General features: G+C 67.3%; 9 protein-coding genes. 6 read left to right on the forward strand and 3 right to left on the reverse strand.

The genetic code is table 11. The features are described 5' to 3' along the window. Positions 1–78 precede the first annotated feature (78 nt). Entirely contained in the window at positions 79–594 is a 516-nt protein-coding gene (locus tag ACFTWF_RS19100; protein ID WP_378462745.1) for an Lrp/AsnC family transcriptional regulator, read from the forward strand. Positions 595–626: 32 nt separating this feature from the next. Here the strand turns inward: ACFTWF_RS19100 and ACFTWF_RS19105 are convergent, their stop codons facing one another. Beyond that, positions 627–2,228 (reverse strand): PucR family transcriptional regulator, encoded by a 1,602-nt coding sequence (locus tag ACFTWF_RS19105; RefSeq protein WP_378462746.1) that lies wholly within the window; start codon positions 2,226–2,228, stop codon positions 627–629. A 137-nt stretch (positions 2,229–2,365) separates the two neighbouring features. Here ACFTWF_RS19105 and ACFTWF_RS19110 point away from each other — a divergent pair, with 137 nt between their 5' ends. From ACFTWF_RS19110 to ACFTWF_RS19120, 3 genes are all read left to right on the forward strand, one after another. Continuing rightward, a complete protein-coding gene (locus tag ACFTWF_RS19110) occupies positions 2,366–3,982 on the forward strand; it encodes a CoA-acylating methylmalonate-semialdehyde dehydrogenase (protein WP_378462747.1) in 1,617 nt (538 codons plus the stop codon). Between the two features lie 20 nt (positions 3,983–4,002). Beyond that, complete coding sequence (locus ACFTWF_RS19115; protein ID WP_378462748.1) at positions 4,003–5,391, forward strand: aspartate aminotransferase family protein; 1,389 nt, start codon at positions 4,003–4,005, stop codon at positions 5,389–5,391. Positions 5,392–5,520: 129 nt separating this feature from the next. Next, a complete protein-coding gene (locus ACFTWF_RS19120) occupies positions 5,521–8,787 on the forward strand; it encodes an NAD-glutamate dehydrogenase domain-containing protein (RefSeq protein WP_378462749.1) in 3,267 nt (1,088 codons plus the stop codon). Positions 8,788–8,851: 64 nt separating this feature from the next. Here ACFTWF_RS19120 and ACFTWF_RS19125 read toward each other — a convergent pair whose 3' ends face one another. Continuing rightward, on the reverse strand, positions 8,852–10,327 hold the full coding sequence (locus ACFTWF_RS19125; protein WP_378462750.1) for an APC family permease: 1,476 nt from the start codon (positions 10,325–10,327) through the stop codon (positions 8,852–8,854). Between the two features lie 253 nt (positions 10,328–10,580). Between ACFTWF_RS19125 and ACFTWF_RS19130 the strand changes: the two genes are divergently transcribed. Next, complete coding sequence (locus tag ACFTWF_RS19130; protein ID WP_378462751.1) at positions 10,581–11,042, forward strand: Lrp/AsnC family transcriptional regulator; 462 nt, start codon at positions 10,581–10,583, stop codon at positions 11,040–11,042. 2 nt (positions 11,043–11,044) lie between these two features. Here ACFTWF_RS19130 and ACFTWF_RS19135 read toward each other — a convergent pair whose 3' ends face one another. Further along, positions 11,045–12,571 (reverse strand): gamma-aminobutyraldehyde dehydrogenase, encoded by a 1,527-nt coding sequence (locus tag ACFTWF_RS19135; protein WP_378462752.1) that lies wholly within the window; start codon positions 12,569–12,571, stop codon positions 11,045–11,047. A 287-nt stretch (positions 12,572–12,858) separates the two neighbouring features. Here ACFTWF_RS19135 and ACFTWF_RS19140 point away from each other — a divergent pair, with 287 nt between their 5' ends. Next, on the forward strand, positions 12,859–14,241 hold the full coding sequence (locus tag ACFTWF_RS19140) for an aspartate aminotransferase family protein (protein WP_378462753.1): 1,383 nt from the start codon (positions 12,859–12,861) through the stop codon (positions 14,239–14,241). Positions 14,242–14,363 lie beyond the last annotated feature (122 nt).

Here is a 14,363-nt window from a genome sequence, read left to right on the forward strand (position 1 = left end):
CGATTGGTAGGTGACAATGGTGAAGAAAGCTCCACTTCGTGCCAATAGTTGTGAAGATAATTCTCTAAGATGGGGGTCATGACTCGCGACTATTCGGATGCACCCACTGTGGGGCGGCTCTCGTCGAAGGATGTTCGGCCCACCGTGCAGATCGACGACGTCGACCGGATCCTGCTCGATCAGCTGTCCCGGGACGCGCGCACGCCGAACAATGCGCTGGCCGCGATGGCGGGGATTGCTCCGTCGACGTGCCTCGGCCGGGTGCGCTCACTGGTCGAGCGTGGCGTCATCCGCGGATTCCACGCCGACATCGACCCGGCGACGCTCGGGCGTGATCTCCAGGCGATGATCGCCGTGCGCGTGCAGGCCAGCGCACGACAGCATCTGGGCAAGTTGTCGCATCAACTCGCTCTGCTGGACGAGGTGCTGAACGTGTACTTCATCGCGGGCGCCGACGACTACCTGATCCACGTCGCGATGGCGAACAGCGACGAACTGCGGCGCTTCGTTCTCGAGCACCTGAGCGCCCACCCGGCAGTCGCGTCGACCGAGACGATCCTGATCTTCGAGCACGTGCGGCTCCGCCGCCCGTGAGTACTTGTTAACCGCCCGACGTTAATAAGTACTCACGAGCGGCGAAGCCGCACGATCAGCATGGCCGTGTGCAGCGACGTGCGGGACTCCGCGTCGTCGAGGTCGACGCCGAGCAGGCGCTGGATGGTGGCGAGTTTCGCATAGAGCGTGGGTCGGGACAGGTGGAGGTGTTTCGCGAGTTCGGTCTTGTTGCCGCCGAGTTCGAGGAATTTGCGCAGGACGTCGAAGTTGTCGTCGCCGTGCCGGGCACCGTGTTCGAGGAGTCCGCGGAGTTCGGTCTCCGCGAAGGCCTGGACCCGCGGATCGGTGCGGATGAGGGCGAGCAGACCGCGCAACCGGATGTCGGCTGCCCGGTGAAATACCTTGTCGCCCTGCGGCAACGACAGTGCGACCTCGGCAATGTGCGCGGATTCCGCGAGACCGCCCGCGGCGTCCAGCAGCCGGGTCGATTCGGGACCGACGCCGATGGCGGCGTGCAGGACGCCGTCGATTCGGGTGAGCGCGACGCGGATCGCCGCGCACAGTTCGCGCAGCGCGTCGGGCGCGGACGCCGGCGGGTGGGACAGGATCAGGTCGATCTGGCCGGCGCGCCGGTTCGCGGTGAGGGCCGTCTGCCGCGACGTCCGGACCGCGTGACGGACGGCGTCGAGCATGCGAACTCTGCGTCGCTGGGCGAGAACCTGGTCGGCGCTGGCGGTTTCGCTGACGCGCACGGTCATCGGCAGGTAGGTCAGTGCGGGGCGGAGGCCCAGTGCGTGGGCGCGGGCGGTCGCCTCGGCCTCATCCTGGATGCGTCCGCGGCGGAGTTCGTCGATCAGCCCGCTCTGGGCCTGTTGTTCGAGTGCTGTGCGGTCCTGCTCGACCATCCGGTTCAGGGCGAGGGCCTGCGCCGCCCGTTCGAGGGTCATCCGGGCCCGGCCTTCGGCGGCGACGGGGTGCGGGGCGACGAGTCGCCCCCACTCCTGCCGATGGGCGCCGACGGGCGTCGTCGTCCACGACTCCGGACCGTCGACGGCGGTCTGGTGCGACACGGGGGTCAACCGGGACCGGCGTTCCCAGTCGGCGAGGAGGTCCGCCGCCGCGGTTCCCTGCGCCGCGACGGCGAGGACCTGCCGGTTGAGGTCTTCGAGCACGATCGGTGCGCCGAGCATGCCGGCCGCGGCGTCGACGATCTCACCGAGCGACGCCCGTTTCATGCTCAGGTCGGTGAAGACCTCATGGGCGTGCCGGGCGAACGCGACCTCGTCGTACTGTTCCGCGACGATCGACCGGTGCACCGCCTCGGTGACCTCGACGAACCGGGTCTGGCGGTGCAGGGCGATCACGGGGAACGACAACCGGTCGGCGGCCCGCGCGACCCCGTCCGGCACGGTGTCGACGTGGACGCCGAGTTCGACGACGAGTCCGGCCGCACCCGCCGTGGCGAGGCCCTCGAGGTAGGAGATCGGGTCGTCCGCGAGCGGCCGACCGGTGGTGAGGACGAGTTCGCCGCCTTGGAGGAGATTCGACAGGTCGGGTAGATCGCTGACGTGCACCCACCGCACCGGTCGGTCGAGCGGCCCGCCGCCGATCACCTCGGGCAGTCCGGACCGGACGACCGGCAGCGCCAGGATGTCGACGATCGTCGGTTGCATTTACGCAGTGTAAAACAGTGGCCCCATCGATTGACAGATCGTCGGGCCTCGGGGGCGGGTTGACGGACCAGAGTGAAGGCATCGCAGTTCGCGCGGAGTTCCCGCGTCTCGGCTCTCTCGGTAAGGACACCCACCCCATGACACACAGTGACGCCGCCCGGACCATCTCGCACTCCGGCGAAGGCCGGATCATCTCGCACTCCGGCGAAGGCCGGATCATCTCGCACTCCGGCGCAGGCCGGATCATCTCGCACTCCGGCGAAGGCCGGATCATCTCGCACTGGTTCGACAACAAGACTTTTACCGGCACCAGCGGTGCCAGCGCGCCGGTGACGAACCCGGCAACCGGTGAGGTTACCGGTCAGGTCGCCCTCGCCAGCGTGGAGGATTCCCGCGCGGTGATCGACTCGGCCGCGGCCGCGTTCCCCGCCTGGCGGGACACCTCCCTGGCCAAGCGCACCCAAATCATCTTCAAGTTCCGGGAACTGCTCAACGAACGCAAGGGCGAGTTGGCGGAGATCATCACCTCCGAGCACGGCAAGGTCGTCTCCGACGCGTTGGGTGAGGTGTCCCGCGGTCAGGAGGTCGTCGAGTTCGCGTGCGGTATCGCGCAGCTGCTCAAGGGCGGCATGACCGAGAACGCGTCCACGAACGTGGATGTGCATTCGATCCGCCAGCCCCTCGGGCCGGTCGGGATCATCTCCCCGTTCAACTTCCCCGCGATGGTGCCGATGTGGTTCTTCCCCGTCGCGATCGCCGCCGGCAACACCGTTGTGTTGAAGCCCTCGGAGAAGGACCCGACCGCCGCCATCTGGATGGCCGAACTCTGGGCCGAGGCCGGACTCCCCGCCGGAGTGTTCAACGTCCTCCAAGGCGACAAGACCGCCGTCGACGAGTTGCTCACCCACCCCTCCATCAAGGCCATCAGCTTCGTCGGGTCCACCCCGATCGCGCAGTACGTGTACGCCACCGGCACCGCCCACGGCAAACGCGTCCAGGCCCTGGGTGGGGCGAAGAACCATGCCATCGTCCTCCCGGACGCCGACCTGGACCTGGCCGCCGACGCCATGGTCAACGCCGGCTTCGGCTCCGCCGGGGAGCGCTGCATGGCCATCAGTGCCCTCGTCGCGGTCGGCGACATCGCGGACGAGTTGGTCGGCAAGATCAAGGAGCGCACCGACACGTTGAAGATCGGTGACGGTACCCGCGATTCGGACATGGGTCCGTTGGTGACGAAGGTGCACCGCGACAAGGTCGCCTCCTACATCGACGCCGGCGAAGCCGCCGGGGCGACGATCGTCGTGGACGGCCGCACCGTGCAGCCCAATGGCGGGGCGGATGGGTTCTGGCTCGGACCGACCCTGATCGACCACGTCACCACCGACATGAGTGTGTACACCGACGAGATCTTCGGACCGGTCCTGTCCGTGATCCGCGTCGAGAGCTACGAGCAGGCCCTCGAACTCATCAATTCCGGACCGTTCGGCAACGGCACCGCCATCTTCACCAACGACGGCGGCGCGGCGCGCCGGTTCCAGAACGAGGTCGAGGTCGGCATGGTCGGCATCAACGTCCCCATCCCCGTTCCCACCGCGTACTACTCCTTCGGCGGCTGGAAGAACTCCCTGTTCGGCGACACCCACGCCCACGGCACCGAGGGTGTGCACTTCTTCACCCGCGGCAAGGTCGTCACCAGCCGCTGGCTCGACCCCAGCCATGGTGGCATCAATCTCGGCTTCCCCCAGAACAACTGAGCAGGAAAGGACCTACGGTCATGACTACGACAGTCTCGCAGGCACTCCTGCCCACCGGTCAGTCCCTCGACGCGGCCCGGGTGGAGGGGGAGCGGGCGTACGCGCTCGACCGCGCGCACGTGTTCCATTCGTGGTCGGCGCAGGAGCAGATCACCCCTATGACGATCCTCGCGTCCGAGGGTTCGTACGTGTGGGACGGCGCCGGGAACCGGATGCTCGACTTCTCCTCCCAGCTCGTCAACACGAACATCGGGCACCAGCATCCGAAAGTCGTTGCAGCCATTCAGGAGCAGGCCGCGAAGCTGTGTACGATCGCACCGCAGTACGCGAACGACGCCCGCTCCGAGGCGGCCCGGCTCATCGCCGAGCGGACCCCCGGCGACCTGAACAAGGTGTTCTTCACCAACGGCGGCGCGGACGCCAACGAGCACGCCGTGCGCATGGCACGCCTGCACACCGGCCGCTACAAGGTGCTCTCGCGCTACCGCTCGTACCACGGCGGCACGGACACCGCGATCAACCTCACCGGTGATCCGCGCCGCTGGCCCAACGACTACGGCAACAGTGGGGTCGTCCACTTCCACGGGCCGTTCCTGTACCGGTCGCAGTTCCACTCGGAGAACGAGCAGCAGGAAACCGAGCGCGCTCTCGAGCACCTCGACCAGCTGATCCGGCTGGAGGGACCGAACTCGATCGCGGCGATCGTGCTCGAATCGGTTCCCGGGACCGCGGGGATCATGGTGCCCCCGCCCGGGTACATGGCCGGTGTCCGCGAGATCTGCGACCGCTACGGCATCGTGTTCATCGCCGACGAGGTGATGTCCGGGTTCGGCCGGACCGGGAAGTGGTTCGCGATCGATCATTTCGATGTCGTTCCCGACCTGATCACGTTCGCGAAGGGCGTCAATTCCGGTTACGTCCCGCTCGGTGGTGTCGCGATCAGCGAGAAGATTGCGGCGACGTTCGCCAACCGGCCGTACCCCGGCGGACTCACCTATTCCGGTCACCCGCTCGCCACCGCCGCCGCCGTCGCGACGATCACCGCGATGGAGGACGAGCGGATCGTCGAGAACGCGGCCCGGATCGGCAGCGAAATTCTCGGACCCGGACTGCGTGGCCTCGCCGACCGGCACCCGTCGATCGGTGAAGTCCGCGGCCTCGGAGTGTTCTGGGCGATCGAACTCGTCGCGGACCGCGCCACGAAGGAACCGCTCGCGCCGTACGGTGCGTCCAGTCCGGTGATGAACGAGGTGATCGCGGCGTGTAAGACAGCAGGAATGCTGCCGTTCGCCAATTTCAACCGCATCCACGCCGTGCCCCCGTGCACCGTCACCGAGGCCGAGGCTCGCGAAGGACTCGCGATCCTCGACACGGTGCTCGACATCGCGGACGCGCACCCCGCTTCCTGATACACCCCGTCCGACGACACACCCGTGTCCCGACACTCGATCCGTCCCGCGGTCAATGGCGCCCGCGGGACGGATCTTTCTCGTTTCCACGACAATCACCCGGCGCCCGGATCTCAACGGAGAGAATCTATGAGCACGACCACGTCCACGCTCGCACCGTCCCTGCCGGAAGGCTACGTCGAAGAACAGGATCGGCCGCCGCTTCCCGACGTCGCCATCCTCGATCGGCTCACCGCCGACGCATTCGACCTCCACGTCGACCACCTCGGCCCGCCCGAGAACCGGCACTTGCGCATCACGCTGTACAGCGGGGGCGCGACCGTGTCGCTCGAGCGGGTGCTCCGACTTCTCGGGAGTCTCGACCTCGAGGTCGTCGACCAGCGGACGTCGGTGTTCCGCCGCGCCGACGGACTGGTGTGCAGGCTCTACGACTTCCGGGTGTCTGCGGGACCACTCGTCGCGTCCGCCGTCGCCGCGGGATCCGTCGAACCCGAATCGGTGCTGGAGACCTTTCGGGCGATGTGGTCGGGACAAGCGGAGGCCGATCGGTTCAACGTGCTGGTGCTCGCGGCCGGCCTGACCTGGCGGGAAGTCGTGCTCGTGCGTGCGTATGCCCGCTTCCTGCGGCAGAGTGCCCTGCCCTATGATCAGGGCCGGATCGAGGCGGTCCTGCTGTCCCGTCCCGAGTTCGCGTCTGCGCTCGTCGCCCTGTTCCACGCGCACTTCGATCCGCGCCGGCACTCCGCCGACAAGGTCGAAATCCGCCGACACGCAGTCGAATCACTCCTCGAGGAGGTCGAGGGTCTCGACGCCGACCGCATCCTCCGCGCGTACGTCAATCTCGTCTCGGCGACCACCCGCACCAACTTCTACCGGGAGGGGACGCTTTGTGCGGCCCGGCCCCAGCTGTCGCTGAAGTTCCGATCCGGCGAGATCGACGAGCTTCCGCGACCGCGGCCGGTCTACGAGGTCTTCGTGTACTCACCGGACATGGAGGGCGTGCATCTGCGATATGGACCCGTCTCGCGCGGTGGGCTGCGCTGGTCCGACCGGCTCGACGACTACCGCACCGAGATCCTCGGACTCGTCAAGGCGCAGGCGGTGAAGAACGCCGTGATCGTGCCCGCGGGCGCCAAGGGCGGTTTCGTCGTCCGCAACCCGTCGTCGACCGGTCTCGCGTGCTACCGGCAGTTCATCTCCGGACTGCTCGATGTCACCGACAACCGTTCGGACACAAACGAATTGGTCCACCCGGACGGTGTCGTGTGCAGGGACGGCGACGACCCCTACCTCGTCGTGGCGGCGGACAAGGGCACGGCCACGTTCTCCGATGCCGCCAACGAGGTGGCGCGGGGATATGGGTTCTGGCTCGGTGACGCGTTCGCCTCCGGCGGGTCGGTCGGATACGACCACAAGAAGATGGGCATCACCGCGAAGGGCGCGTGGGTGAGCGTCACCCGCCACCTGGACGAACTCGGGATCGACGTCGACCGTGACGAATTCACGGTGGCGGGGATCGGCGACATGAGCGGCGACGTCTTCGGGAACGCCATGCTGGCGAGCACCGGCATCGGACTCGTCGCCGCCTTCGACCACCGGCACGTCTTCGTCGACCCCACCCCCGCCGGGGACCAGGCATGGCAGGAACGTCGCAGGCTGTCCGGGCTGCCGAGGTCGTCCTGGGCCGACTACGACCGGACCCTCATCAGTGCCGGCGGCGGCGTCTGGTCACGCGAGAGCAAGTCGATCCCGGTGAGCAGCCAGATGCGGACGGCGCTCGGACTCGACCCGTCGGTGACGGCACTGACATCACCGGAGATGATCCGCGCCATCCTCGCCGCCCCGGTGGACCTGCTGTTCAACGGCGGAGTCGGAACGTACGTCAAGGCCTCGGCGGAACCGCACGCGGATGCGGGTGACAAGGCGAACGACAACGTCCGGCTCGACGCCGGGCGGCTGCGGGCCCGGTCCGTCGCCGAGGGCGGCAACCTGGGGATGACGCCCCTCGCCCGGATCGAGTTCGCCCGCGCAGGCGGTCGGGTCAATACCGACGCGCTGGACAACTCGGCCGGAGTGGACTGCTCGGACCACGAAGTGAACATCAAGATCCTGCTCGACTCGCTGCCGACCGATCGAAGCCTCGACCCGGCTCGGCGCTCGGACGTGCTGGCGGCGCTCACCGACGACGTGTCGGAACTCGTACTCGCGAACAATCGCACGCAGAACCGTGTGCTCGGAGATTCCCGCTGGAACGCGGCCCGGATGATCGATGTCCACGAACGGATGGTGACCGGCCTCGTCGAGCACCGTGGACTGGATCGGGAACTGGAGGCACTTCCGGACGCCGACGGCTTCGCCGCGTTGTCCGAGGCCGGACTCGGATTGACCTCGCCCGAACTGGCGACGCTCCTCGCCCACGCCAAGCTGGATCTGAAGGCGGATCTCGAGGATTCGGACGTCTTCTCCGACAAGTACTTCTCCGCACGGCTCGGCCAGTACTTCCCGGTCGCGCTGCGCAGCGTCGCCCCCGTCGACGCCCATCCCCTCCGTCGGGAGATCCTCGCCACCGAGATCGTGAACGACATCTTCGCCCGTGGCGGGCTCACCTACGCGCACCGCCTCCGCGAGGAGACGGGCGCGGGCCCCGCGGATGTGGTGCGCGCGTTCGTCATCACGTCGGAGGTGTTCGGGCTCGCGGAACTCTGGTCCGACATCGCCGCGGCGAAGCTGGCGCCGGCAACGGAATACGAACTGGTCGTCGAGGCGCGCCGTCTGCTCGACCGCGCGTCGCGGTGGTTCCTCGCGCACCGTCGCCAGCCGCTGTCCGTGGACGCCGAGATCGACAGCTTCCGCCGCGACGTCCGGACGCATTCCGCCGAGGTCGGTGGGTGGCTCCGGGGCGGCGAAGTGCTGGCCATGGAGGCGTCGCGCCGCCGGTACGACGAGGCAGGCGTCCCGGCGTCCGTTGCCGGGCGCATCGCGGACGGGCTCTACCGGTTCAGCCTGCTCGACATCGTGGACGTCGCCAGCGAGGTGGGCCACGACGTCGCCGACGTGGCACCGCTGTACTTCGCCCTCTCCGATCACCTCGGCGTGGACCGGTGGCTGATCAAGGTGTCCGCACTTCCGCGTGGTGAACGCTGGCACACCCTCGCTCGTCTGGCGCTGCGAGACGACCTGTACCGGTCGGTCCGGCTCCTGACGCGCGACGTCCTGTCCTCGGGTGAGTCCGGGGATGCGCCGGACTCCCGGATCCTGCTGTGGGAGACCGCGAACCGGGCCCGGATCGAACGCGCGCGTCGGACCTTGGACGAGATCGACGCCACGTCCACTCACGATCTGGCGTCGCTGTCGGTCGCGGCGCGGCACGTGCGGTCTATGGCGGATCCTAAGTGACACAACGCCTGTGAGTACTTATTAACCGCGGCGGTTAATAAGTACTCACAGGCGCGGAGCGCACTTACAGGGTGCGCGCGGGGTCTTCGTCGTCGTGGACGAAGTCGGCCTCGACCGCCGAGGCCGGTTCCTTCCACACCCACGGCTGACCGTCCTGGACGACGCGACGGTAGGCGTACAGCACGATCGACAGCGACAGGACGACGACGCCGACGATCAGTTCCTTCGTGCTGCCGTAGCCGGTGATGGACGCGCTAAGCGCACCGACGACGACCATGATCGTGTCGACGATCACGAGGAGGCCCGCGATGTACACCCACTGCTTGCCGAGCTTGATGGGGCGATGGGCGTCCGGCTCGTCGCGGCGAAGGTTGAGGAAGCCGGTCAGCGAGAGGATGTGGCAGATGAGGTAGCCGACGATGCCGGCGACGATGACGGCGAGCGCCTCACCGACGAACAGGATCAGGATGACGTTGACGAGCAGGTCGAGGGACATGGCCCGTCCCGGAACCTTGAACCGGTTGAGCTCGCCGAGCTGCCTGATGGTGAGACCCTCGCGGGCGCTGCCGTGGAGTACGCGTCCGCCGTCGGCGGTGGTCATGACCATCAGGAGGACGAGGCCGGCGATGAGGCAGATCGCCATCACGATGTCGCCGCCGGGAATGAGGGTTTTGAACACGGTCAGGTAGAACGACACGGGGTTGTCGGCGACATCGGCCTGGTCGACGAGTCCGCCGACTCCGAGCGGGACGAGGATGTAGACGGCGATCACGAAGAAACCGGCCAGTCGCAACGCAATTCGGCTGTCGCGGATGGTGTCGCGGAACTCCGGGACGAAGGAGGCGACCGCCTCGATGCCGTAGACCGACCAGGCGAGGACGAACATCCACGCGATGGCGGTGCGCCAGCCCGCTTCACCGCTGGCCGCGATGTCCCAGTGCAGGTTGCTCATCGACCAGCTGTCGGACAGGAGCGGGGCGGCCGCGAAGACGATGATCGGGACGAGGACGAGGGCGCCGGTCGCGTACATCAGCCACATCGCGGGCCGCATGCCCAGCACGTTCAGTCCCCAGCCCAGAAACAGGACGCCGAGTGCGATGACGTGGGGTAGTCCGATGGTGGCGAGTCCCGTGGAGAACGTCCACGTCTGTTCGGGGAACCATTCGGCCTGTACCAGTTTCCCGATCTGGAGACCGTAGATGGCCAGCGAACTGGACCAGGAGAACCAGTAGCCGTACGTCGCGAGCGGGCCGACGAGGGTCGACCGGGTCCGCCAGCCCTGATGGGCGTACATCGAGATCCCGCCGACCTTGTCGACGAACATGCTGGCCATCTCGGAATAGATGAAGTTCTGGAGGCACGCCAGGACGGCGACGGCGCCCAGGAGGACGAGCGTCGTCCATGCGCCGATCAGGCCGATCGCGTACCCCATTCCGACGAACAGTGCGGCGGGGATCGAGAGGCTGATGGTGAAGCCGTCCCACCAGCGCAGGTTCTTCTCATAGGTGTGGTCGTCGGCGAAGGAATCGTGCAGGCTCACGGGAGTTCTCCAGTTCTGGGCCTTGTCGGCGCAGTATGTGTATTCAGAATGCGGCCCTCGGCGACGCGAGTCGAGTGGGGGAGGCCGATGGACCGCCGCAAGTGTGTGATTCAAGACACTAACACCGCGCAATGCGTCGCACAAGATGGAATATGTCTATGTATTGCGTATTCACTGGACGTTTGCATCAATGAAATGCAGCATTCTGCCCCCGCAACGCCACTGATCTCGTTGTTCTGGCTAGAGTCGATTCATGTCACAGCACACTCTGGACGAACTGGACCGCGCGATCCTGCGGCAACTCGAAGACGACGGACGGCGAGCGTTCCGGGAAATCGCGCGCAACCTGGGCTCGTCCGAGGCGACGGTGCGGGCGCGCGTGAAGCGCCTGCAGGATCTGAACATCCTGCGCATCGTCGCGTTCGCCGATCCCGAGCGGCTGGGCGACTCGCAACTTGCTCTCGTCTTCCTGACTGTCGATCCGGATCGGCACCAGCAGGTGGTGGACGCGCTGACCGAGATGCCGGAGATCACCTATGTCTCGACCCTGCTGGGGCGCGCCGACATCTGCGTCGAGGTCGGCAGCGCGAACAACTCCGAACTGTGGGCATTCCTGAATCAGCATGTCAGCACCATCGAGGGCGTGCGTACCACCGAGACCACCTCGATTCTCAAGGTGCACAAGCTGCGGTACGGCACGCCCTCGCGTGGGTAGTGCTACTGACCGGCACGGAACACCGTGCGGTGCCAGTCTTTTCGTGACACCCCGGAGATGTCGCTCATCACGTGCTTAACGGTGAGGTACTCCTCGAACGAGTACGTCGACATGTCCTTGCCGAAGCCGGACGCACCGACCCCGCCGTGCGGCATCTCGCTGATGATCGGGATGTGATCGTTGATCCATACACAGCCCGCGGCGATGTCCCGCGATGCGCGCTGCGCGCGGTACAGGTTCGTCGTCCACGCCGACGCGGCGAGGCCGTAGTCGGTGTCGTTGGCCCGGCGGATCGCGTCGTCGTCGCCCGAGTGGCGGCTGACGGTGAGCACGGGTCCGAACACCTCGTCGCGGTACACCTCCGCGTCCTCGGTGACGTCGGTGATCAGGGTCGGGAGGTAGAAGGCCCCGGGCAGGTCGGGGGCAGATCCGCCCGTCACGATCCGGAAGCCGGCGGCACGGGCGCGCTGCACCATGCCGTCGACCCGGTCGCGATGGGCGAGCGTGATCAGCGATCCGAGGTCGGTGTCCGGGTGGTACGGATCGCCCACGACTACCCGTTCCATCAGTTCGGCCACGCCGGCGACGAAGTCGTCGTACAACGAGTCCGCCACGATCGCGCGGGTCGCCGCGGTGCAGTCCTGGCCGCCGTTGATCAGCGACGCCGCCACCGCGCCGTGCACGGCCGCATCGAGATCCGCGTCGTCGAAGACGACGAACGGGGCCTTGCCGCCCAGTTCCAGCTGGACGCGGGTGCCGTTCACGGCCGCCTGCGCCATCACCGTCCGGCCCACGGCGGTCGATCCGGTGAAGGTCAGGACGTCGATTCCGCGATGTCCCGCCAGGGCCGCGCCGACCACGGCGCCCGTGCCCGTCACCACGTTGAACACGCCGTCGGGCAGACCGGATTCGGTGGCCAGCCGGGCGAGCCGCAGCGTGGTGAGCGGGGTCAGTTCACTCGGTTTGAGCACGACCGTGCATCCGGCGGCCAGCGCCGGAATCACCTTCCACACCGCCATCTGCAGTGGGTAGTTCCACGGCGTGATCGATCCGACGACGCCGACGGCCTCGCGGCGGATGCTCGACGTGTGGTCGGGGGAGTATTCGGCCGAGGCCTTGCCCTCCAGATTGCGCGAGGCCCCGGCGAAGAAGTCGATGTTGTCGATGCTTCCCGGCACGTCGAACTCGCGGGCGAGCCGAATTGCCTTGCCGGTCTGCGCTACTTCCTCGCGGGCGAACAGTTCGGCGTCGCGTTCGAGCGCGCGGGCGAGCGTCGTGAGGACTGCCGCGCGCTGGGACGGCGCCGCCCCCGACCAAGCGGGGAAGGCGGTGCGCGCGGCCCGGACGGCGGCATCGACGTCGGAGGCGGTCGCCAGCGTCAGCGTCGTGACGGGTCTGCCCGTCGCCGGATCGACGATGCGGTGGGCGTCGCCGGAGCCCTCGGCCGGGGATCCGGAGATCCAGCAGCCGGGCACGGTGGCCGGCAGGTCGAGCGAGGTGGACGGCGGACAAGGGACCGAGACGGTCATGAGATCACTCCAAGACGGGGGCGAAAAGATTCACCCACAGTAGAGAAGCGATGCGGTGTTGGCTACCCGTCGTCGCGAATTTGCTCATCGAATGGGACAAAATTCTGCGTATTGCGTCGAAAATTTCGCCTCAACTACTTGAATTCGCGGTCACAAAGCGTCAGGATTGACGCATGCCGGATCGAACCTCGGAGTTCGACGATCTGCCGGGGCGATCAACCCGAGTTCGGTCGACGGGCCCGGCCCGGACCGAACTCGACTGAACCGAAACACAATTGAGGACTACGATGACTGCAGTCACCGAACAAGCCACGACAACCGGGCTCGAAGCGGCCGCCCGCCGCCACCTGTGGGGGCATTTCTCCCGGCACGGGGAGAAAATCACCCCACCGATCATCACCCGCGGCGAGGGCGCCCGGATCTTCGACGCGGCCGGCAAGAGTTACCTCGACGGGTTGTCCGGGCTGTTCGTCGTCCAGGCCGGGCACGGCCGCCGCGAACTCGCCGAGGCCGCCGCCACACAGGCCGAACAGCTGGCGTTCTTCCCGCTCTGGTCCTACGCCACCGAACCCGCGATCGAACTCGCCGAACGCCTCGCCGGCTACACCCCGGGCGACCTGAACCGGGTGTTCTTCACCACCGGCGGCGGCGAGGCCGTCGAAAGCGCCTGGAAACTGGCCAAACAGTACTTCAAGAAGGTCGGCAAACCCGGCAAACACAAGGTCATCTCCCGCTCCATCGCCTACCACGGCACCCCCCAGGGGGCGCTGGCGATCACCGGCATCCCCGCCCTGAAGGCCCCGTTCGAACCGCTCACTCCCGGCGCGTTCCGGGTCCCCAACACCAACCTCTACCGCGCCCCCGAACCCCTCGGCGCCGACCCCGAGGCGTTCGGGATCTGGGCCGCCGACCGGATCGCCGAGGCCATCGAATTCGAGGGCCCCGACACCGTCGCCGCCGTCTTCCTCGAACCCGTCCAGAACGCCGGCGGCTGCTTCCCACCGCCACCCGGCTACTTCGCACGGGTCCGGCAGATCTGCGACGACTACGACGTGCTGCTCGTCTCCGACGAGGTGATCTGCGCGTTCGGCCGGATCGGGTCGATGTTCGCGTGCGACGACTTCGGGTACGTCCCCGACATCATCACCTGCGCCAAGGGGATGACATCCGGGTACTCACCGATCGGGGCGATGATCGCCTCCGACCGGCTGTTCGAACCGTTCGCCGACGGGCAGTCGATGTTCGCCCACGGCTACACCTTCGGCGGCCACCCCGTCTCCGCGGCGGTGGCGCTGGCGAACCTGGACATCTTCGAACGCGAGGGCCTCAACGCCCATGTGGCCGAGCAGGCGCCGGCGTTCCGGGCCACCCTCGACAAGCTCACCGACCTGCCGATGGTCGGCGACGTGCGCGGCGAGGGCTTCTTCTACGGCATCGAACTGGTCAAGGACAAGACCACGAAGGAGTCGTTCACCGACGCCGAGGCCGAACGGGTGCTGCACGGATTCCTCTCCACCGCCCTGTTCGACGCCGGCCTGTACTGCCGCGCCGACGACCGCGGCGACCCGGTCATCCAACTCGCCCCACCGCTGATCTGCGGGCAACCCGAATTCGACGAAATCGAAACCATCCTGCGCAGCGTCCTCACCGAAGCCTGGACCCTGCTGTAACGCAACCGGTCCCACGCCGGAAGGCGGCACCTCGACAACGGCGTCGAGGTGCCGCCTTTCTGTTTTCCGGTGCGCCGCACGTGCGCATCGTCTCCGTGGCGCGCCGAGCCGGCGAACCTCGA

Source organism: Rhodococcus sp. NPDC056960, from assembly GCF_042674125.1.
Taxonomy (GTDB): Bacteria; Actinomycetota; Actinomycetes; order Mycobacteriales; family Mycobacteriaceae; genus Rhodococcus_F.

Coding starts and splice junctions, on each gene's coding strand:
- ACFTWF_RS19100 (WP_378462745.1), top strand. CDS start 79: ATGACTCGCGACTATTCGGATGCACCCACTGTGGGGCGGCTCTCGTCG.
- ACFTWF_RS19105 (WP_378462746.1), bottom strand. CDS start 2,228: ATGCAACCGACGATCGTCGACATCCTGGCGCTGCCGGTCGTCCGGTCC.
- ACFTWF_RS19110 (WP_378462747.1), top strand. CDS start 2,366: ATGACACACAGTGACGCCGCCCGGACCATCTCGCACTCCGGCGAAGGC.
- ACFTWF_RS19115 (WP_378462748.1), top strand. CDS start 4,003: ATGACTACGACAGTCTCGCAGGCACTCCTGCCCACCGGTCAGTCCCTC.
- ACFTWF_RS19120 (WP_378462749.1), top strand. CDS start 5,521: ATGAGCACGACCACGTCCACGCTCGCACCGTCCCTGCCGGAAGGCTAC.
- ACFTWF_RS19130 (WP_378462751.1), top strand. CDS start 10,581: ATGTCACAGCACACTCTGGACGAACTGGACCGCGCGATCCTGCGGCAA.
- ACFTWF_RS19135 (WP_378462752.1), bottom strand. CDS start 12,571: ATGACCGTCTCGGTCCCTTGTCCGCCGTCCACCTCGCTCGACCTGCCG.
- ACFTWF_RS19140 (WP_378462753.1), top strand. CDS start 12,859: ATGACTGCAGTCACCGAACAAGCCACGACAACCGGGCTCGAAGCGGCC.